We start from the raw sequence: 20,223 nt of genomic DNA, 5'->3' as shown, positions 1-20,223 counted from the left end.
ACATTTGGGGGAACAACAAAATTTTATTTTTTATCAATTATTAGTAAATATAATGTTAGATTGTTATCTCAATCTGATTTCCTTCAGGATCACTTACTACACTTTCATAATAACCATCCCCTGTAGTACGCGGCCCGTTTAACACTGAGTATCCTGCTTCTCTTAATGTATTAGTTAATTCGTTCACTTTTTCTTTACTATCTACTGAAAAAGCAATATGCGCATATCCTATTGTTTGTGTTTGTACTTTCTCGTCTATCCCTACCTGCTTCATAAGTTCTAGACGCGCATCGCCTTCAAAAGTTATGAAATAAGATTCAAACTGCTTTTTCGGATTATGATATAAGCTATTTTCTTCACCACCGAAGTACTGTTTATAAAAATCACGCATTCTTTCTAAATCATTCACCCAAATTGCTACATGTTCAATTTTCATAATCGACACCTTTTCTTTTATGTTATTCAACTGGCAATTGGATGCTTCATTGCCAGTACATTTAATTTTCTTTATTTGTTCTCGTAATCATAAGATCAAGTCCAAGGCTTTTTAACCCATATAAATAATCTTCTTTCCAGTTGCTCACTGTTATTTTCGGAATATGTTCTGCCGGAATGTACTGCGGACAACTTTTTACAATCTGATCTATTACAATTTGGTTCACTTCATCATCACAGAAGATGAATCCATGAGGGTTAATAATAGCTATACATGTAGCTATTAAACGAGTAATAGCATCTATATTATATGCCTCTGGATTATTCGAATCTTCGCTTCTCAAAGCTTGTAAGAAATTTTTATTATCATACTGCGGAACGAAAGATATCTCTCCTGAGAAAAAAGTACTTCCTCTTACGACATCTCCATTAATCATAATACCTGCACCCGGACCATTTTGACCTGAATACAAATATACAAGAGAGGAATTATCATAGTTTCCAGTGTTTTTATAATAACCAAGCACTGCGGCATTCATATCGTTTTCTATTACTACTGGTATAGAAAACTGTTCCTCCAAATGACTTTTCAAATTAAAATTTTGGAACTTTTCATATCCAGGAATATAAAAAATACGACCATTATCAACCGAACCAGGCACACCAATTGATATAGAGCTTATTTTCGGGAATGTAGCGATAAGACCTTCAATATGTTTAGATAATAGATTTACGCCCGTATCAATTAACATACTTGAAGTACTTCCTTGTTCTTTTACTTCCCCTAAACAGTTGAAAATTTTATAGTTTGTTTCATTTTTTTCTAAAAATATCGCTAAACCTAACATATATTCTGGATTATATTCATATCGTTTCGCTCTTCTTCCACCACTTGAATCATCTAAACCAGCTAAAGTGACTTCACCGTCTTGTTTCATTTTTTCTATAAATTTACTTATCGTTGGAAAACTAATTTCTAATGTATTACTAAGCTCAACTTTCGTTGCACTACCTCGCTCTAGAAGAACTGTACGAATACCGCGAAGGATTGTCTCTTTAATCGATTTTTGAGTAACAAATTGTTCACTCAAATCGCTCACCACCTTAATCAACATACTTATTAAACCCTTTTAATAAGTTGCGTTGACAATATATCATACATCATTTTCTAAAGCAATAGAGATGATATATTTCTACTAGCGGCACTCCGTATTTAACTCGATGCATTCTCTCTCGTAACAGACGATACAATTCCAGACAAGATAACAAATAATAAAACAGCTAGCAAAGCATTACGTATTCCGAATGCTTCTCCAAGTATTCCTAAAAATGGTGGTCCGACTAAAAACGCTGTAAAACCGATGATAGAAACTGCAGCAACATTAGAAGTCGCATTTTCACTGTCATCTCCAGCAGCAGAAAGCCCAATCGGGAAACCTAACGCGGCACCAATCCCCCACAGTACTACACCAATTGCTAGAAAATATGAGTTACTCCCAAATATGACGATTGTCATTCCTATAATCGCCATCATAATAGTAGCACGCATAACCGCGACACGACCGAATCGATCAAGAAAATAACTACTGCACATTCGAGCTAATGTCATTGCCAATACAAAAATAGTGTACATAATAGAACCTGTCACTACACTTTGCTCATGTCCATCTACCATCACAATAGGTAACCAATCATTTGCACTTCCTTCTGCAAATGCCATTCCAAGCACAAAAAGACCAAGTAAAAGCACCTTTTTTTCCATCCGTAAAGAAGTATGCTTCGCTCGCTTTTTGTTTCGCGATTTCTCCTTCTTTCCTGTCCCATGCGGAAGAAAACGATACAACATACATACAAGTAATACAAACATGACCGAAATCGCAAGAAATTGATACAGAATTGGGATGTGAAGCGAGATGGCGGCAGAACCACTGAGCGCGCCTACTAAAGTTCCTATACTAAAAAAGCCATGGAATTTCGGAAGAAGAGTTGTTCCTAATTTCTGCTCAATGGCAGAACCTTCTACATTCAATGCGACTTCTGCTAATCCATATCCTACTCCAAATACTAGTAAGCTACCAAAAGCCCCCATACTAGAAACAAAATAAATAGTAATACCTAAACAAAGCAATCCAACAATCATAAAAAACATACTGCCTATAATAACGTCTCTAGCTCCCTTACCGTCAATAAAATAACTTGCACTCAGTAAACCAATTATTGAACCGACAGATAATCCGAACAAAATCCAGCCCATTTCTGCATTTGACACTGCTAAAATATCTCGAGTAGCTGCTGTTCTAGAAATCCATGTAGCAAATGCCACACCTGGCAAAGCAAATAAGAGGAATAGAGCATTTCGAGAGGCAAGTAGCGTCTTTGTATCATTTTCCGCAAAATCTTTCTTCATATGAAACACCTTTCAAATTGTCTATACGATAATTTATACTCTAATGAAAACACCTTTTACTCTTCTATCGTTTTAATAACTTTAGCTGGGTTACCACCAACAACTACATTATTAGGTACATCTTTTGTCACAACTGCCCCTGAAGCAATTACAACATTATCTCCAATTGAAATACCAGGGTTAATAATAGCGCCTCCGCCAACCCAAACATTGTTACCTATCTTTACCGGTTTTCCATATTCTTTGCCAGAGTTTCGTTCCACCGGATGTAATGGATGAGTAGCAGTATAAATGTGAACACCAGGTGCAAACATACAATTATCACCGATTCGAACTTCACAAACGTCCAAAATCACACAATTGAAATTTGCGAAAAAGCTCTTTCCAACATGAATATTGTAGCCGTAATCACAACGAAAATCAGGATTAATTTGTGCTTTCCCATCAGTTGAAGAACCTAAAAGCTGATTTAATAACGTAAAACGCCTCTCATCTCCTGTCTCCATCGCCTCGTTATAAAGGCGTGTTAAACGTTTTGCCTCCACCCTATCAGCCACCAATTCCTCGGCATCCGCAATATACATTTCTCCTGCCACCATCTTTTCTTTCTCCGTTTTCATACAATCCTCTCCTTTTTATTATATGGAATGCACTTATTAAACATCTTTAATAAGTGCCTTTAATTAAACTTATTAAACACGTTTAATAAGTAACCCTATATTAGCATACTTTTTAATATATGCAACTAATAAGTTCGGAAAAGAAGTGCGAACTCCTTGCTCTACGTATCAATATGAAGAATAATTTATATCGAAAAACGAGGGAACGCTCAGCGCCCCCTCTCAAATCCAATCCGTTTTTTAATTTCTACTAAATTTACCTTCGCGATTTTTCTTGCTCGCTCAGCACCTTTTTCTAACGCTTCATATAATAAATTCGGTTCATTCATATACATAGTGTATTTCTCACGAGGTCCAGCTAACTCACGATCTACAACGCGAAACAACTCTTTTTTCACATCGCCCCATCCGATTCCAGTCTCATATTTTTTACGTAATGACTGTACTTCGTCTTCTGTCGCAAATTCTTTATAAATTGTAAATAAGGTTTCTAGTTCTTTCGGTTCATTTGGAAGTGAAGAATCTGTTTTGATTTTAAATATTAACTTTCGTAGTTTTTCTTGCTCTGCAAATAATGGGATCACATTTCCGTAACTTTTACTCATCTTCCTTCCGTCAAGACCAGGTAAAATAGCTCCTTCTTCTTGTATGACATACTCTGGAAGTGTAAATGTCGTGCCAAATGTATGATTAAAATACGTCGCAATATCACGCGCAATTTCAATATGCTGAATTTGGTCTTTTCCAACTGGTACATGAGTAGCTTGAAATAATAATATGTCAGCTGCCATTAAAATCGGGTACGTGTATAACCCCATATTCACTCCCGCATCGACCTCTAACCCTGCTTCTTTATTTTGCTCCACCTTCGCTTTATACGCATGAGCACGGTTCATAAGACCTTTCGGAGTTAGGCAAGCTAAAATCCAAGCTAATTCTAGAATCTCCGATACTTCTGTTTGCCGATAAAAAACAACATCTTCCCCAAGTCCAAGCGATAACCACGTAGCTGCTACCTCTTTCGTATAACTGCTGAACTTCTCTGGATCATGAACAGCATTTAATGCATGATAATCAGCTATAAAGTACAATGCTTTTCCTTCATTATTCTTTGACATTTGTAATGCAGGTTTAATCGCACCAATATAATTTCCTAAATGCGGATAACCTGTCGGCTTAATTCCTGTTAACATTATTTTCTCACTCACACTAACTCCTCCTTTCTCAAAATAAAAAGAGCCTCTCATCCTTAAAAAAGGACGAGAGACTCCCGCGGTACCACCTTAATTAGCTATCATTATAGCTCACTTCAACTTCTTAACGTGAAGTAACCGTCTTTACCTACTCATTTCAGTTAGAAGCTCCAGAGCCCATTCCATATTCATCCCTTACTGATTTCCACCACACATCAGCTCTCTAAAAAGTTTCGAATATGTACTCTTCTCTTTCATTGCTTTTTCGTTATTTTTTACAGTTTATCACATTTCACTTCTAAACAAACCAAAATTCTCTATTTTATATAGCAGGAATTTCCACTTCAATTGTCTAATGTTATATAGGTTTGTAGAAATATTCGAAACAACTTTGGAGGTTTTTTCATGGTAAAATATATATCCATTTTAGGTTCAACAGGATCCATCGGCACATCTGCATTAGATGTCGTTTCAGCTCATCCTGAACATTTTAAAATCGTCGGTTTAACCGCAAATTATAATATCGATCTTCTTGAGCAACAAATCAAAACGTTTCAACCTCGTATTGTAAGCGTTGCGACAAAAGACTTAGCAGACAAGCTTCGTACGCGTATTTCAGCAAATACAAAAATCACACACGGGACTGATGGCTTAATTGCAGTAGCTACTCACCCTGATGCAAATCTTGTATTAAGCTCTGTTGTAGGTGTTTCAGGATTACTCCCAACAATTGAAGCATTAAAAGCGAAGAAAGATATCGCTATTGCTAATAAAGAAACTTTGGTTGCAGCTGGACATATCGTAACTGAACTAGCGAAACAAAACGGATGTCGCTTAATTCCAGTAGATAGTGAGCATTCAGCTATTTTCCAATGTTTAAACGGCGAAAATAATAAAGAGATTGAGAAGTTAATTGTAACAGCTTCCGGTGGTGCTTTTCGTGATAAAACACGTGAAGAAATGCAAACATTACAAGCTAAGGACGCTTTAAAACATCCAAACTGGTTAATGGGTGCAAAACTAACGATTGATTCTGCCACATTAATGAATAAAGGATTCGAAGTAATGGAAGCGAGATGGCTATTTGATATTCCATATGAAAAAATTGATGTAATGATTCATAAAGAAAGTATCATTCATTCTTTAGTAGAATTTATTGATGGATCAGTTATGGCACAGCTCGGTGCTCCTGATATGAGAATGCCGATTCAATATGCGTTTCACTATCCTACTCGGCTACCTTCTTCCTATGAAAAATTAAATTTATTAGAAATCGGTAGTTTACATTTTGAAAAACCAGATTTAGAGAAGTTCCCTTGTCTACAATACGCATATGAATGTGGCAAAATCGGTGGTACTACTCCCGCTGTATTAAATGCAGCAAATGAAATTGCGAATGCACTATTCTTAAAAAATGAAATTGCCTTTTTCGATATTGAAAAAACAATTTACAAAACAGTTGAAGCTCATCATAACGTAAAAGATCCTTCACTAGATGCTATATTAGAAGCGGATCAATGGGCGCGCCAATATGCAAATGAATTGTTAATAAAAAAGAGCTAAAACAGTTCCCACTGTTTTAGCTCTTTTTTTCACGTATTCAACTTAACAAATCTATAACCGTGCGTAACTAGCACTTTTAATATCGCATATCCTGGAATGGCTAAAATAATGCCCATAATCCCGAATAAGTTTCCGGCAGTTAAAATGATAAATATAATTGTAATCGGGTGAATATCTAGCTTTTTCCCCATGACTTGCGGAGAAATAAATTTACCTTCTGCTAATTGTACAACCATCATTACAATAATTACCTTTAAAACCATCCCTGGTGAATCAATAAACGCAATAATTAACGCTGGTGTAATGGCGATAATTGGTCCTACGTACGGAACGATATTTACAATCATCGCTAAAATTGCGAGTAGTACTGCATATTTAATACCGATAATAAGGTAACCAATTAATAGCATAATACCGATAAACAAGCTAACTATAATTTGCCCCCTAATGTACGAACTAATCGCATAATGCATATCATCTAGTATTCTCATTGCTGCTGGTTGTCTTTGCTCTGAAATGAACTTTAAAAAGTGATTCGGTAATTGCTCACCATCTTTTAAAAGATAGAACAATATAAATGGAACCATTACAAATGTTAAAACAACCTCTGTAACAGTACTCAAAAATCCAGTTACATTCCCAGTTACTGATGATAATGACTTTGTAAAATCAACTGTATATTCTTTTACCATATTCGCAACATTAATATTTAAATTCTCCTGGATTTTACCGAGTAAATTACTTTCCCCGAATCTACGTGCTGCTCGTTCAATCTCATGACCGAAATACGGTAAGTTATCAATTAATGCATCAATTTGATCTTTAATAATAGGAATAACCGTTAAAACTAAAAACACAAATAATCCAATTACTATTAAGTATATTGAGGCTATTGATACGATTCTTGAAACACCTTTCTTTTCTAAAAGCGAAACGAATGGATGCAAAATATAAAATAGTACACCCGCTAATAATACGGGGAAGAAAATTGTTTTTAAAAAGACGATAAACGGAGTAAACACAAAAGAAATTTTTGTTAGCAGTAATATGTTAATAAACAATAACGCAAATCCGAGTAACACCGCTAAATAATTTTGTTCTCTAAAAAACTTTTTCAACTTATCTCTTTTTCTAATATTTAATTTTTCCAACGAAACCACCTCTTCGAATGATGAAAAGCCCTTATTCAGGGCTTTTCATCATGATCTATATCTCTATTTCTTTGCAGCTTTCACTACAAATGATACAATAAGAATTAACACGATTGCCCCTAATAATGCTGGCACGACATGAATCCCACCAAATGATGGTCCAAAAGATCCAAATAATCTACCACCTAACGAAGCACCTAATAAACCTGCGATAATATTTCCAAACATACCACCCGGAAAATTTTTACCCGTTATAGAACCTGCAATTGCACCTATAATAGCACCAACTATTAATGTGATAATCCATCCCATTTTTAGTCCTCCATTTCTATTATGGTGTATTTCTTTTTCATACTAAATTGTTATGTAACTATTATAATTATTATATCCAATAAAGAAAAATCTTGTCAAATCTATGAAAATACAACCAACAAGGAGGTTCTTTCTCTATGATTCAAAAATTAATAACAACTTCTCACAAAAACGCTACTTCTATTTTAAGCATTCAAATACCAGCTTATGAAATTGAGGCAAAATATATAAATAGTACAGCTATCCCTCGCCTTTATGATACTGTAGCTGATATTCAATCATGTGACGAAATTTTTTACGGCTATTTTTATGAAGACGTACTTGCCGGATTTATTTCTTTTAAAATTGGTGGTGAGGAAGTTGATATTCATCGTTTAGTAGTATCCCCCGATCATTTTCATAAAGGAATTGCTACTAAGCTATTACTATATATATTTGACATGTTCTCCTCTTCAAAGTCATATATTGTACAAACAGGAAAAGAAAATACACCTGCTCTGTCTTTATATAAAAAACATGGCTTTATTGAAGTAAAGGATATCATATTACCCGATGGAGTGGTTTTAACCTCACTTAAAAAATCAGAAAAAAATAAATAGTTTGACTCGTCAATTTATTTATGTTATCTTTTACTTTATAAAACCTTTTGCTGAGTCCAAATTTTGGAGCGGGGGAACCATTTTTGTAGCTATGCTACTTGGGGCGAATCTTATTTAAAGTAGGGAAACTCTCACTTCCCGAGTCCGACAGCTAACCTCGTAAGCGTAATGGGAGAGGAAGGTGCTTTTTGCCTATGTTACACAGTGTGCCTCCTTAATTATAAATATGGGATCGATACCAAATAGTCACCTATATTTATAGAAAAGGAGATATGTATTATGTTACGTTTATCTGATCACGCAATAAAAATGATGGAGCAAAGACTTCGATTAGAACAACATCGCACATATCAAGCAAATAAGGTTGTAGATAACTTACATCACAAATACTTCTTTCAGCATATTTTTCAACCGAAAAGATAAAGAAAATGTTTATTTAATATTAAAAAACACAAGGTGTGTCTTACAAAGACATTCCTTGTGTTTTTTATATTTTTTATAAAATTCTCACTACATTTAAACTTGCCGTAATTGCACCTGCTATAGTGGTCAAATGCCCTACACCTAACGGGCCATTTTGTAATATTAATGTTGAATTGGCACTCGTTACATTCACAAGAAGTGTATTTGAAATGGCTGGTTCGATTACTACAGTTGATGTCGTTACGTTTTGTATAAAACTCCCTGTTAGTTGCGTTCCATTTAATAGCAATCTAACAGATACTGTCTCATTCCCACCAGTCGCGTCCCCTTGGAAATAGTAGCTTACTAAATACATTCCTGGCGTCGCTACTGTGACTGTCGTAGCACTAGTTAAAGATACACCAGTTCCATATACAGTGGATCCAGAATTAATTGGGATGTTGGCATTTGCTGCAATTGTGCTTGTGGATGTAGAAAAGAAATAGCCACCACCTGTTGATATAGCAGATGATCCTGTTGCACCGGTTAAACCGGTTGGACCCGTGGCACCTGTTGGGCCTGTTACTCCCGTTCCCCCTGTTGCTCCAGTTATTCCTTGTATGCCTTGTATTCCAGTCGGTCCTGTTGCTCCAGTCACTCCCGTCTGGCCGGTTGCTCCAGTTGAACCTGTTATCCCTTGTGGGCCTTGGATTCCTTGTGGACCTTGTGGACCCGTTGCTCCCGCCTCGCCGGTTGCTCCGGTTGGGCCAGTCGAGCCTGTTGGACCTGGATCCCCTTGCAAGCCTGTTGGGCCGGTTGGTCCTATTACCCCTTGCACTCCTTGTATACCCTGAGAACCGGTTGGGCCTACCTGCCCCATGTCTCCCTGGGGACCTTGTAAACCTTGAACACCAGTTTCCCCTTGTGGCCCCACCGGCCCCTGTTCCCCTTGAATCCCTTGAGAACCGGTTGGGCCGGTTGGACCAATCGGACCCTGTATTCCTTGTATTCCTGTTACACCTTGTAAACCACTACTTCCTAAATTACCTTGCACACCTTGTATACCCGTATTTCCTGTTGGGCCAGTCGGACCTATTTCACCTTGTACTCCTTGTATACCTTGTATTCCTGTTGGACCGGTTGGACCAATCTCTCCTTGTATACCTTGTATTCCTTGTATTCCTGTTAGACCTGTTTCTCCCATTGGCCCAGGTATACCCTGTATCCCTTGAATTCCAGTTGGGCCAGTCGGACCTCGTTCGCCTTGAATACCTTGAACACCTTGAATCCCTTGTGGACCTTGTTCCCCTATCGGCCCTTGACTCCCTTGAGCACCCCGTGGTCCTGTTAAACCAGTTGGACCTGTTGGGCCAATCTCTCCCTGCACCCCTTGCGCTCCTTGAATTCCTGTGGGACCGGTTGGACCAATTGGACCTTGCACGCCTTGGATTCCTTGCGGTCCAGTCGGTCCACCTAAAGAACCTGTCGGACCGGTTGGACCAGTTGGACCTGTAATACCTGAAGGCAGAAAAGGAATAGGTGCTTGAAACTTACTACACTTATCTTGATCCTTCACAAGCATCTCCCCCCCGTTTATAATGCATCAAACTATTTTTAATATATTTAAACTAGCTGTTATCACACCAGATAATGTCGTTACGTGCCCAATAGCTAATGGACCATTTTGTAATGACAAGGTGGAATTTGGAGAAGTAACTTCAATGACCATCGTATTCGAAACTGCTGGCTCTAATATAAAAGTACCTCCTGTAACATAAAGAATAAAACTCCCTGTGACTTGCGTTCCATTTAAAGTAAGGCTCACTGAAATCGTTTCATTTCCACCAGTTGGATCACCTTGAAAATAATAACTTACTAAATATATTCCTGGCGTACTTAACGTTATCGTTGTTGCACTTGTTAAACTAATTCCTGCTCCAAAAATTGTAGAACCGGAATTGATTGGTATTAGTGCATTCGCTGCAATTGCACTCGTTGAAGTAGAAAAGAAATAACCGCCCCCGCTAGGCAAGCCAGTCGCTCCAGTCGCTCCCGCTATTCCCAAGAAACCTATTGAACCTGCACTACCAGTTGCTCCTGTCGGTCCCACCACGCCACTTGGGCCCTGACTACCTTGTGCTCCAACTGGGCCTATACTACCACTAGCACCTGTCACCCCACTTGCTCCACTTGGGCCTTGCAACCCTTGAACCCCTTGTATACCTTGTATTCCTTGCGGACCCGTTGCACCTGTATTGCCTGTCGTTCCCGTTATTCCTTGTATTCCCGTAATCCCTTGCACTCCTTGCACACCTTGTGGTCCAGTTGCTCCAGTTGCTCCAGTTTCACCCGTTGCACCTGTAATTCCAACATTTCCTTGTGGGCCTTGGGGTCCTTGACTACCTTGCGCCCCTTGGACTCCTTGAGGGCCTGTTATACCGACTTCCCCTGTATTTCCTTGGGGACCTCTAATTCCTTGTGCACCTGTTGGACCGATAATTCCTTGCACTCCTTGTATTCCTTGCACACCTTGCGCTCCTGTTGGACCCGTTATTCCTTGTAATCCTTGAGGACCTTGCAAGCCAATAGCTCCAGTCGGTCCTATTATTCCTTGCACTCCTTGAGGACCTTGTGCACCTTGTGTGCCTGTCAATCCGGTAGTCCCTTGTATCCCTTGAACACCTTGAGGACCTTGTATTCCAGCTGCTCCTGTTTCTCCTTGTATACCTTGAATTCCTTGTATACCTTGTGCTCCAGCAAGACCGGTTGCTCCTCGGATTCCTTGTGCACCTTGAGCTCCTTCCGCTCCTGTAACACCAGCTGGACCAGCTACGCCTTGTATTCCCACCATTCCTTGTGCACCTGTTGGACCTATTACACCTTGAATACCTTGAATACCTTTAGGACCTTCTGCACCTGTTGGACCTATTACTCCCAGCGGACCTTGTATTCCTTGAGAACCTTCTGCACCCGTTGGACCTGTTATGCCTTGGTTACCTTGAGGACCTTGTGCCCCTTGTACTCCAACTGCTCCAACTACACCTTGGGAACCTTGTGCTCCCCTTACACCTTGAGCACCTGTTGGACCGGTTATACCTTGCACTCCTTGCGCTCCAATTGGTCCTATCCCTCCGCTTACACCTGTTGAACCAGTCGCTCCCGTTGGACCTGTTGGACCTCCTGGTGGACCGGGTGGGCCAGCTGGTCCAGTCACCCCACTAGATGGACCAATTGGACCAGTTGTTCCCATCGGACCGCCCGGTGGTCCTTCTGAGCCTTGAATACCAATGCTACCCGTCGCTCCCGTTATACCTCTTATTCCTTTTATCCCTTGAAAACCTGTTGCTCCCGTTATACCTTGTATTCCTTGCACACCTTGTGGTCCTTGTAAACCTATTGCACCTGTTGTCCCCTTTATTCCACTTATACCTTGGGCACCTTGCATTCCAGTAGAACCAGTTGGACCCACTTCACCTTGTATTCCTTGTGCTCCTTGCGGGCCTTCCTCTCCAGTAATTCCTTGTATCCCTTGGAAGCCGTCTTCTCCTTGTATACCAGTAGCCCCTTGCTCTCCTTGTATTCCTTGAACACCTTGAGGGCCTTGTGAACCAGTTACACCCGAGACTCCAGTTATGCCTCTCTCTCCTTGCATTCCTTGTGCTCCTGTTTGTCCTCGCTCACCTATTTCCCCTTGTATTCCTTGTGTGCCTTGTATACCTTGACTACCAGCAGAACCCGTAGCTCCTTGTATTCCTTCTAATCCTTGTACTCCAATATCACCAATTAGACCTTGGTTACCAATTAATCCTTGAGCACCTTGGAGACCAGTCGGGCCAGTTATACCTTGCTCTCCTGTATCACCAATAGCTCCTTGTATTCCTTGTGCTCCTGTTGTCCCTCGGGGACCTTGTATTCCCCTGATACCTTGAGGACCTTGGGGCCCAGTTGCTCCCGTCGGTCCAGTCACCCCTGTAGGACCAACAGGACCTTCATGCCCTCCAGTTGGACCGATTGGACCACTATTACCTGTCGGACCCGTTGCTCCTATAAGCGGAAGAGGCAGTGCCACTCCAAATTTTTTGCACTTTCTATGATGACGCACAACAATCCCCCTTCCCCAAAATAATTACACCTTTTATATGAAATGCATTTTTATAATAAAAGTACACATTTAACCTCAATTTTATTAAAATAAAGAAGCCTATCATTTGTTTGAAATGATAGGCTTCTTTTATAAAAACATTTTATTTTCTAGCTTTAATAATAAAAGTAGTCGGCACCATTCTAGCCTTATATAAAGAATAATACTTCGTAGAAGGCATCGCTAGTTCTTCATCAAACGTGCTAGATGGTTCAGGTTCTTCTATTCTCTCAATTGTAAAACCAACTCTATTTAGCTCGTTTATGTATGTACTCATTTTTCTTTTATATAATGTCGCTTGTACATCCTTACCTTTAAATGTTTCAAACGTAATAGGAGTTTCTTCGTGATAAGACGAGCTTAAAGCAATCTCCTCTGTTCCATACATTAAGTTTGAATATACGGGATGCTCCCAGCTAAAAATAAAGCTTCCTCCCGACTTTAAATATGAATATATCAATTCCAACGTTTTTCTTAAATCCGAAGTCCAACCTAATGCATAAATGGAATATACAATATCAAAATATCCTTTCGGAATATCTCCTTCTTCTTCCATTGCTCCGCATACTAACTTTGGATTCCAATCCTTTAACGTCTTATTCGCTATTTCAATTTGTGTACTCGAAAGATCAAGCCCCCATAATTCCTCTATCCCTTGTTCCGCCATATATTGCAACGAATGCCCACTTCCACAGCCAATATCAAGAACCTTTTTCTTTCTGATTGAATCGAACAAACGAATCTCATCTTCAGACGCCGTATACGGACCATATTTAGGTAAACAATCCACTTGAAAGAAATAAGGTGCAACTGTATCCCAACACTTTTTATTTAAAGCTAACATTTGCGTACCTTTCATATTCTACATTCCCCCCATCCATTTTTCTTTCTCTAATATTAATTACATATCATAACCAGATCGTCCTTTTCTCTTCGCCCGGTAGTTTTTCACTTTCGCAATCGTACCGCATGCTCTTCCTCCTTCTTCTCCAGCATACATACCGCACCATCTTTTACTCCCATTTCGCGAATGATCATAAAATACCCAGCGACAATCTGGACATGCTTTTAACCTTCCCCACACATTTTCTTGAATTGACATTAACACAATGCTTAACACTTTTGTATACACATTCTCTTCATATACCGGTTCATATGTAATACCTTTCATATCATCCTTTATATGTACATGAAATGGGTATTTCTCTAACCATTTTTGCAATGATCCTTCGCCTTCAATTGTCATCCGAATATCTTCTCGAAAACCTCTTAATTCCTCTATCGTATGAAACGGAAACTCTTCATCAAAATATTCTTTCATAAAGAGCTTTATATCTTCTTTTGATTGCAGCAAATCAATTGGCTCTCTCGTATCGTTTGGTATTCTCCATGTATTTAAAAATTCCCGAATATATTCTAGTTCATTTGGAGCGTTTTGATTCAATTCGATCCACCTTCTTCTTAAAATTTACTTTTTTCTGACTTTATGTATAATTATAGTATAAAATAGTTAACCATCAAATAATTTTACTGGTTACACAATTAGGAGGATTTCTATGAAAAGTTTCTCAACACCGATACGTTTCATGCTTATTTCTTCATTTTTTATGTCTTTTGGGTATTTTGCAGTATACGCATTTTTAGCTATTTATCTATTAACCTTTCTTCATTTTTCTGCTGTCCAAGTAGGAACAGTGTTGACGGTTATGACAATTACATCACGAGTTATCCCATTATTCTCAGGGTTAATTGCTGATAAAATAGGCTATATCATTATGATGATAGTCGGATTATTTTTAAGAGGAATCGGATTTATCGCTTTAGGAATATGCTCTGATTTCTATACAATTTCTATTTCTTCTGCACTTATTGGCTTCGGAACTGCATTTTACGAACCTGCCGCTCGCGCTATATTTGGCTCACAGCCAGCTCATTTGAGAAAAAATTTATTTACATATTTAAACCTTAGCTTTAATTGCGGTGCAATAATCGGACCAATTGCAGGAGGGCTCTTACTCTTACTCGATCCACTCTACGCTTTCTCTCTAACAGGATCTCTTATGCTGTTATTTGCTTTTATCTTTTACTTACTTAAAAATCACTTCCAAGTCACTACTGAAAACACGTCTATTACATTAGGAATACAGGCCATCTTACAAAACAAGTCTTTCCTTCTGTTTTCCTTTATCATGATTTTCTTCTATATTATGTTTACTCAGCTTACTGTCGCACTTCCACTTCATATGAAAAACATTAGTAATAGCAATCAACTTGCTACACTCGTTATTACGATAAATGCGATAACAGGCGTCATATTTATGGTATTATTCCGAAAATTATTCCACAAATACAACACACTTTCGATTATTAAATACGGTGTTTTATTAATGAGTATTTCCTTTTTACTCATTCCTTTATTTCAACATCCATATTGGCTCTTTATTTGTATAATTTTATTTACAATCGGTGAAACACTCGTATTACCTAACGCTGATATCGCTATTGCAAATTACAGTAATGAATCATATACAGCCACCTTCTTCGGATTTTATCAACTATCACTCGCATTTGGTTTTATCATTGGTAATTATACCGGTACATCTTTTACATCCAACTTAAGCGGAATGTATACACCATGGCTTATTTTTTGCGGAATAGGACTTATTGGTTTTATTTCACTACATATTTTAAATATAAAAAAAGTGGCCTCTAAAGAGGATATACACCTATGTAATACAAGCGACCTATAACGAAAAAGATTCGACCATCATATATGACAGTCGAATCTTTTTATTTTTCATATTCAAGGTGATTATGTCTTTTACAACCAAATAAATAGCAAGCCCCTATATAATCAGTTTCAAACTCTAATCCTGGAACGTATCCAGATTTGATACGTTCTACCATTGTTTTATAACAATTATTCTCTTCTGTATATTCCTCAATTAACTCTTCCTTATCATTTTCTGTCCAGTTTTCTTCTACTTCTTCATTCTGAACATCTTCTATTTCTGCTGTTTTCGCTTCGATAGACTCCCGTATAACTTCATTTATACGGGAGAAATTATTCGTTTTATATAGAGCATACACAAATCTACCAATCCAATTAGGACTTTTCCAGCATTCTTTATATCCCTTTTCGAACCATTCAATTGCTTCTTTATAGCAATTCAACTCAACATATAAATCTGCTACATTAATTTCCCCTAAAAAATTATCAGATTCCCTGTTAAAAGTATCTAACTTCTCTTTTGCTTCTGTCGTTCGTTCTAAATCAATTAAACATTTTACATAGCTATACATGATATAGTCCGAATCCCCTGCAACTCGCAAGAAAAATTCTGAAGCTTTTTCCAGCTCTCCAAGGTTATAATGCGCTACAGCTACATTATGATATGCTTCATCTGATGGTTGAATCGAAATAGACTTTTGTAATGCTTCTTTCGCTTCTGTCCATTTTTCTTGTTTCATGTAAATGTCCCCTAAGATGTTATAAGGAAAGTATGAAGAAGGATTCAACTTAACAACTTCTCTTATTAATTCAAGAGCTTTATCATCATTCTCTTCCTCATAAAAGTACATCCAAGCCAGATTATTGAGAGATTGTACGTCTCTAGATTCATGTACTGCTTGTTGAAACAGTTCCATTGCTTCCTCATATTTATTTTGTTCAAACATTTCAATTGCCTTCTCATTAATGTTCAAATAACTACCTCCGAAGTAAATGAATTCATCTATTCCCTATCATTATTGTAAAATGTAAAAATTATAATTTCTATAAAAAAATTTCTTTCTCTCGTCTACATTTCGATTGAAATAGAAGCTAAAACACACGAATTTACAACAATCAGTAAATTTTTCAATCTCCCTTAAATTGGATATACACCCTGTTTCAATTTACATATTATGGTACAATTAAAAAGGTACTAACTAAACATTTACGCTCCACACTAGTAATCTAGCAATACCAAAATCAAAATTCACATGGAATTGAGGGGTGTTATGAAACAGAAATTAGCTGTTCTTCTATTCACTGGAATCATATTATCAGGATGTTCAACTATAGCAGAGAATTCTTTAGAAAGCGGGAAAGGCAGTATGGAATTATTAACACCAACGATCACAACAAAAGATAATGAATTAGAAATTAAAACTAAAGGCATTGATGAAAATAAAGTAACTTTTATTTATGTTGCTAATAAAAAAGTATTGGAACAAAAGCTAAAGAATGGTGAATCCTACAAGCTTAACATTAAAGATATCGAACACGCTCATAGGACGGACTACAAACCAAAAGTTCAACTTTTGCAAACGAAAGATGATAATGATGATGGAGAAATGGTAACCTTTAAACAAGTTAGATATACAGTTAAAAACTAATTTTAAAGTTGTTTCATTATAAATGTAACGAACGAAAATATCCTTTTAACAGAGTAGAAATGTAAGGGGTGCTAACATGAAAAGACGATGGATTTCTTGGTGGATTGGTAACATATTTTGGATTATCGTTTTTGGAATATGGGCAGCTATTATTTGGCTACGAGATGTTGATGGGGCCGGTGTTACTCAAACACCCGGAATTAAATCAATATCACTTATCGTTTTATTAATTGCGTTTATCATACCGGTATTTTTTCAAATTATATGGCTAATCATTAATTTGAGAATGAGTAAAAAAAATAATTATACGATTTAGTTTTTTGAATTAACAGATGAATATTTTTCATAGAAAAAGGAGGAATCTACATCAAAATAGATTCCTCCCTTTTACATTTGGACTTATACTGCGCTTTTAATGCAGTACTACTCCTCTTTTTTACGATGCATGTTCATCTTTCTTTTTCATTAACGCTCTTTTCTTCATCGCCTTCGTTAAATATCCACCCTTAAACGAGCGAATTTCATACGAAGACATAAACGCTTTCGGTGCAATTTCATTAATGATTTCTAAAAGCTCTTTCTCTCTAGAACGCTTTGCGACGATATCTAAGCGATAACGTATAGAATTAATACCTTCGCCTTCAAATACTGTAACGCCAAATCCAGAGTGACGTAACTCATCTACTAATTCATTACAACGGTCTAGTAAACTAACTTGATACGTAATATAACCAATCGCTAATTTATTCTCTATATAACCACCTAATAAAAGTCCCGTACTAAAACCGATGACATAGGCAACAATGTTCATCCAATTTGATAAATCTTGAAACACAATACCTAAACTAACAATGTAAATAGCCCCTTCTAACAATCCTACGCCTGCAGCGGATCTTGTTTGATTCTTTACAAGCAAAATCGTACGAATTGTTAATATTGGAACATAAATAATTTGAAGCACAAAAATAAGTAGCGCTTGTAACATTGGTATCCACCTCTTTCAAAAAGTCTTTTGTCATGATAACATACATAACCTTTAGAAATCGATGGGTTTTTAAATTTTTTTAAATTATTTTTCATACTATTGAAAAACGAAAAAAAGAAGCGTATTATATTTGTCGTTAATTTGATTACTTGTATATTATCGCTAAACTAAAAAAGGAACCCGATTAGGTCCCTTTCATCATAGCTCTATATTTTTCGAAGCATGTTCCCTTTGCTTCTCTTCTTCTTTCACTAATTGCATATTTGCATAAGCTAAATTTGCAATCATTAAAAAGTGACCACCTAAAATACCTGTACCGAATGCCCACATTTCCATTTCATGCTCAATTTCATACATGATGATAGCTCCTAAAATAGCAGCTGCAAATCGGTTTAAAACTCCTAATCCAGGAGCCTTTTCCTTCATTACGATACTTTTCCCGAGTTTCTCCACTCTGCGAGCTAATAACCAAAGACAATAGGCGCTTACTGCTAATCCAATACCGAACCCTGTCACTTGTTTTCCAAACGGAGTAATCGTCCACATAAGTAGTAAACCACTAAAGATCACATACAATTGTAATCGATATACACGTAAGGCTTCTTGAATCAAAATATCCGCTCCTAAGTTCTCATTTTTTGTACTTTAGAAGAAAAGCAGCAACTTACACAGTTGCTGCTTTCTCTTCTTCTTGTTCTTGTTCTTGTTCCATCTTACGAATTTCAACACGTTTAATTTGGTAAGCGTCTTTTTCTAACACTTTAAATTCATAACCTTCTGCCTCAACATGTTGTCCTTCTTCGATTTCATGATTTTGCATCATAATCCATCCACCGATTGTATCCACATCATCTTCTTCGATGTGTAATCCAAATAAATCTTTCACTTCTGAGATAAGCACTTTTCCATCAACAATAATATGTTGCTCGTTCACATGTTGAATTGGTGGTGCTTCATCTTCATCATATTCGTCACGAATTTCGCCGACGATTTCCTCCAAGATATCTTCAAGCGTTACAATTCCAGCTGTTCCTCCGTACTCATCATATAAAACAGCCATCGGAATTCGCTTCTTCTGCATTTGAAGTAATAAATCGTGAATTGGAGTCGTTTCCATCACTTCAATAATCGGACGCATATACGAGCGAATAGATGATAAATCTTTTTGATCCTCGGTCATATATCGAATAAAGAAATCTTTTACGTTGACCATACCGATAATATCATCTTTATCTTCTCCAAAAATCGGATAACGTGTGTATCGCTCATTTTGGATTACTTTCATGTGTTCTTCTACTGAATCTTCCAGGTAGAAACCAACGATTTCTGTTCGCGGTACCATAATCTCTTTTGCAATACGATTATCAAATTCAAAAATGTTATTTACATACTTGTATTCAGCTTGATTAATTTCGCCACTTTCATAGCTATCTGAAAGGATAAGACGTAATTCTTCTTCTGTATGAGCTACTTCATGTTCTGAAGCTGGCTTTAAACCGAATAAACCAGTTATCACACGAGCTGAACCGTTCAATACCCAAATAAATGGATACATTACTTTATAGAACATCATTAATGGACCTGCCAATAATAACGTTACCCTTTCAGCCTTTTGAATTGCCATCGTTTTCGGAGCTAATTCCCCTACTACAACGTGTAAATACGTCATAATCATAAAAGCAAGACCAAATGTTAATACTGATGAAATAGAAGGATTTAAGTTCCATTTCTCAAATAACGGGTGTAATAACTTTTCAATTGTCGGTTCACCTAACCAACCTAATCCCATAGCTGTAACTGTAATACCTAATTGACAAGCAGATAAATATTCATCTAAATTTGTTGTTACCTTTTTCGCTGCTAAAGCACCGCGTTTTCCTTCCGCAACAAGCTGATCGATACGGCTTGAACGTATCTTTACAATCGCAAACTCTGCTGCTACGAAAAATCCAGTAAATGCGATTAAAATCGCAACCATGACTAAATTAAATATTTCCAATGAATCCCCTTAGTTAAAAAACTAAGGTGTCCACCT

Annotated in this window: 20 protein-coding genes, 1 pseudogene, 1 riboswitch and 1 other annotated feature; of the genes and pseudogenes, 6 read left to right on the top strand and 15 right to left on the bottom strand. The window is 37.3% G+C overall.

Features of this window, described 5'->3' with window-relative positions; all coding sequences use genetic code 11:
* Window positions 1-55: 55 nt before the first annotated feature.
* The 5 genes from ACTJJY_RS16860 to ACTJJY_RS16840 all read right to left on the bottom strand — a co-directional run bounded on the left by ACTJJY_RS16860 (window position 56) and on the right by ACTJJY_RS16840 (window position 4,670).
* Window positions 56-436, bottom strand: coding sequence for a VOC family protein (locus tag ACTJJY_RS16860; protein ID WP_440606061.1), 381 nt, complete (start codon window positions 434-436; stop codon window positions 56-58).
* Between the two features lie 61 nt (window positions 437-497).
* Window positions 498-1,526: an ROK family protein gene (locus tag ACTJJY_RS16855; protein WP_440606060.1), complete on the bottom strand. Its 1,029-nt coding sequence runs from the start codon at window positions 1,524-1,526 to the stop codon at window positions 498-500.
* Between the two features lie 122 nt (window positions 1,527-1,648).
* On the bottom strand, window positions 1,649-2,842 hold the full coding sequence (locus ACTJJY_RS16850; RefSeq protein WP_153592826.1) for an MFS transporter: 1,194 nt from the start codon (window positions 2,840-2,842) through the stop codon (window positions 1,649-1,651).
* Between the two features lie 56 nt (window positions 2,843-2,898).
* Window positions 2,899-3,462 (bottom strand): maltose O-acetyltransferase, encoded by a 564-nt coding sequence (locus tag ACTJJY_RS16845; RefSeq protein ID WP_440606059.1) that lies wholly within the window; start codon window positions 3,460-3,462, stop codon window positions 2,899-2,901.
* 209 nt (window positions 3,463-3,671) lie between these two features.
* A complete protein-coding gene (locus ACTJJY_RS16840) occupies window positions 3,672-4,670 on the bottom strand; it encodes a tryptophan--tRNA ligase (protein WP_440606058.1) in 999 nt (332 codons plus the stop codon).
* Window positions 4,671-4,714: 44 nt separating this feature from the next.
* Window positions 4,715-4,922: a binding site (T-box leader), on the bottom strand.
* 138 nt (window positions 4,923-5,060) lie between these two features.
* On the opposite strand from ACTJJY_RS16840, the gene ACTJJY_RS16835 reads away from it, so the two are divergent.
* Complete coding sequence (locus ACTJJY_RS16835; RefSeq protein WP_213744331.1) at window positions 5,061-6,218, top strand: 1-deoxy-D-xylulose-5-phosphate reductoisomerase; 1,158 nt, start codon at window positions 5,061-5,063, stop codon at window positions 6,216-6,218.
* Between the two features lie 29 nt (window positions 6,219-6,247).
* Here ACTJJY_RS16835 and ACTJJY_RS16830 read toward each other — a convergent pair whose 3' ends face one another.
* On the bottom strand, window positions 6,248-7,369 hold the full coding sequence (locus ACTJJY_RS16830; protein ID WP_213744330.1) for an AI-2E family transporter: 1,122 nt from the start codon (window positions 7,367-7,369) through the stop codon (window positions 6,248-6,250).
* 63 nt (window positions 7,370-7,432) lie between these two features.
* Window positions 7,433-7,681 (bottom strand): GlsB/YeaQ/YmgE family stress response membrane protein, encoded by a 249-nt coding sequence (locus ACTJJY_RS16825; RefSeq protein WP_000539720.1) that lies wholly within the window; start codon window positions 7,679-7,681, stop codon window positions 7,433-7,435.
* A 137-nt stretch (window positions 7,682-7,818) separates the two neighbouring features.
* On the opposite strand from ACTJJY_RS16825, the gene ACTJJY_RS16820 reads away from it, so the two are divergent.
* Window positions 7,819-8,280, top strand: coding sequence for a GNAT family N-acetyltransferase (locus tag ACTJJY_RS16820; RefSeq protein ID WP_434164033.1), 462 nt, complete (start codon window positions 7,819-7,821; stop codon window positions 8,278-8,280).
* Between the two features lie 38 nt (window positions 8,281-8,318).
* Window positions 8,319-8,462, top strand: a riboswitch (cyclic di-AMP (ydaO/yuaA leader).
* 97 nt (window positions 8,463-8,559) lie between these two features.
* Complete coding sequence (locus ACTJJY_RS16815; RefSeq protein WP_000945246.1) at window positions 8,560-8,703, top strand: hypothetical protein; 144 nt, start codon at window positions 8,560-8,562, stop codon at window positions 8,701-8,703.
* Window positions 8,704-8,776: 73 nt separating this feature from the next.
* On the opposite strand, the pseudogene ACTJJY_RS16810 reads toward ACTJJY_RS16815, so the two are convergent.
* The 4 genes and pseudogenes from ACTJJY_RS16810 to ACTJJY_RS16795 form a co-directional block, all read right to left on the bottom strand.
* Window positions 8,777-10,207, bottom strand: a pseudogene (locus ACTJJY_RS16810) (collagen-like protein); the annotation flags it as partial.
* 78 nt (window positions 10,208-10,285) lie between these two features.
* Window positions 10,286-12,784, bottom strand: coding sequence for a collagen-like protein (locus ACTJJY_RS16805; protein WP_440606057.1), 2,499 nt, complete (start codon window positions 12,782-12,784; stop codon window positions 10,286-10,288).
* A gap of 142 nt (window positions 12,785-12,926) precedes the next feature.
* Window positions 12,927-13,682 (bottom strand): class I SAM-dependent methyltransferase, encoded by a 756-nt coding sequence (locus ACTJJY_RS16800; RefSeq protein WP_440606056.1) that lies wholly within the window; start codon window positions 13,680-13,682, stop codon window positions 12,927-12,929.
* Between the two features lie 42 nt (window positions 13,683-13,724).
* Window positions 13,725-14,267 (bottom strand): CGNR zinc finger domain-containing protein, encoded by a 543-nt coding sequence (locus ACTJJY_RS16795; RefSeq protein ID WP_440606055.1) that lies wholly within the window; start codon window positions 14,265-14,267, stop codon window positions 13,725-13,727.
* A 112-nt stretch (window positions 14,268-14,379) separates the two neighbouring features.
* Between ACTJJY_RS16795 and ACTJJY_RS16790 the strand changes: the two genes are divergently transcribed.
* Entirely contained in the window at window positions 14,380-15,573 is a 1,194-nt protein-coding gene (locus ACTJJY_RS16790) for an MDR family MFS transporter (protein ID WP_440606054.1), read from the top strand.
* Between the two features lie 40 nt (window positions 15,574-15,613).
* Here the strand turns inward: ACTJJY_RS16790 and ACTJJY_RS16785 are convergent, their stop codons facing one another.
* Complete coding sequence (locus ACTJJY_RS16785) at window positions 15,614-16,528, bottom strand: tetratricopeptide repeat protein (protein ID WP_440606053.1); 915 nt, start codon at window positions 16,526-16,528, stop codon at window positions 15,614-15,616.
* Window positions 16,529-16,807: 279 nt separating this feature from the next.
* Here ACTJJY_RS16785 and ACTJJY_RS16780 point away from each other — a divergent pair, with 279 nt between their 5' ends.
* A complete protein-coding gene (locus tag ACTJJY_RS16780; protein WP_202626568.1) occupies window positions 16,808-17,203 on the top strand; it encodes a hypothetical protein in 396 nt (131 codons plus the stop codon).
* A gap of 76 nt (window positions 17,204-17,279) precedes the next feature.
* The gene (locus ACTJJY_RS16775) at window positions 17,280-17,519 is read left to right on the top strand and encodes a DUF3923 family protein (RefSeq protein WP_440606052.1); all 240 of its coding nucleotides are present in this window, start codon (window positions 17,280-17,282) and stop codon (window positions 17,517-17,519) included.
* Window positions 17,520-17,639: 120 nt separating this feature from the next.
* Here the strand turns inward: ACTJJY_RS16775 and ACTJJY_RS16770 are convergent, their stop codons facing one another.
* The 3 genes from ACTJJY_RS16770 to ACTJJY_RS16760 all read right to left on the bottom strand — a co-directional run bounded on the left by ACTJJY_RS16770 (window position 17,640) and on the right by ACTJJY_RS16760 (window position 20,187).
* Window positions 17,640-18,188, bottom strand: a complete 549-nt coding sequence (locus tag ACTJJY_RS16770; protein WP_000938441.1) for a DUF2179 domain-containing protein — start codon at window positions 18,186-18,188, stop codon at window positions 17,640-17,642.
* A 198-nt stretch (window positions 18,189-18,386) separates the two neighbouring features.
* Complete coding sequence (locus tag ACTJJY_RS16765; protein ID WP_000613876.1) at window positions 18,387-18,800, bottom strand: ATP synthase subunit I; 414 nt, start codon at window positions 18,798-18,800, stop codon at window positions 18,387-18,389.
* A 52-nt stretch (window positions 18,801-18,852) separates the two neighbouring features.
* A complete protein-coding gene (locus ACTJJY_RS16760; RefSeq protein ID WP_000402260.1) occupies window positions 18,853-20,187 on the bottom strand; it encodes a hemolysin family protein in 1,335 nt (444 codons plus the stop codon).
* Window positions 20,188-20,223 lie beyond the last annotated feature (36 nt).

It is taken from the genome of Bacillus sp. 22475, assembly GCF_052044835.1.
In the GTDB taxonomy this organism is placed as follows: domain Bacteria; phylum Bacillota; class Bacilli; order Bacillales; family Bacillaceae_G; genus Bacillus_A; species Bacillus_A cereus.
This window is presented reverse-complemented; position numbering and strand designations above follow the sequence as displayed.

Bases quoted from the DNA above. Each gene is read 5' to 3' on its own strand.
- ACTJJY_RS16850 (WP_153592826.1), bottom strand. From the start codon at position 2,842: ATGAAGAAAGATTTTGCGGAAAATGATACAAAGACGCTACTTGCCTCT.
- ACTJJY_RS16835 (WP_213744331.1), top strand. From the start codon at position 5,061: ATGGTAAAATATATATCCATTTTAGGTTCAACAGGATCCATCGGCACA.
- ACTJJY_RS16775 (WP_440606052.1), top strand. From the start codon at position 17,280: ATGAAAAGACGATGGATTTCTTGGTGGATTGGTAACATATTTTGGATT.
- ACTJJY_RS16770 (WP_000938441.1), bottom strand. From the start codon at position 18,188: ATGTTACAAGCGCTACTTATTTTTGTGCTTCAAATTATTTATGTTCCA.
- ACTJJY_RS16800 (WP_440606056.1), bottom strand. From the start codon at position 13,682: ATGAAAGGTACGCAAATGTTAGCTTTAAATAAAAAGTGTTGGGATACA.
- ACTJJY_RS16825 (WP_000539720.1), bottom strand. From the start codon at position 7,681: ATGGGATGGATTATCACATTAATAGTTGGTGCTATTATAGGTGCAATT.
- ACTJJY_RS16845 (WP_440606059.1), bottom strand. From the start codon at position 3,462: ATGAAAACGGAGAAAGAAAAGATGGTGGCAGGAGAAATGTATATTGCG.
- ACTJJY_RS16860 (WP_440606061.1), bottom strand. From the start codon at position 436: ATGAAAATTGAACATGTAGCAATTTGGGTGAATGATTTAGAAAGAATG.
- ACTJJY_RS16815 (WP_000945246.1), top strand. From the start codon at position 8,560: ATGTTACGTTTATCTGATCACGCAATAAAAATGATGGAGCAAAGACTT.
- ACTJJY_RS16780 (WP_202626568.1), top strand. From the start codon at position 16,808: ATGGAATTGAGGGGTGTTATGAAACAGAAATTAGCTGTTCTTCTATTC.
- ACTJJY_RS16820 (WP_434164033.1), top strand. From the start codon at position 7,819: ATGATTCAAAAATTAATAACAACTTCTCACAAAAACGCTACTTCTATT.
- ACTJJY_RS16790 (WP_440606054.1), top strand. From the start codon at position 14,380: ATGAAAAGTTTCTCAACACCGATACGTTTCATGCTTATTTCTTCATTT.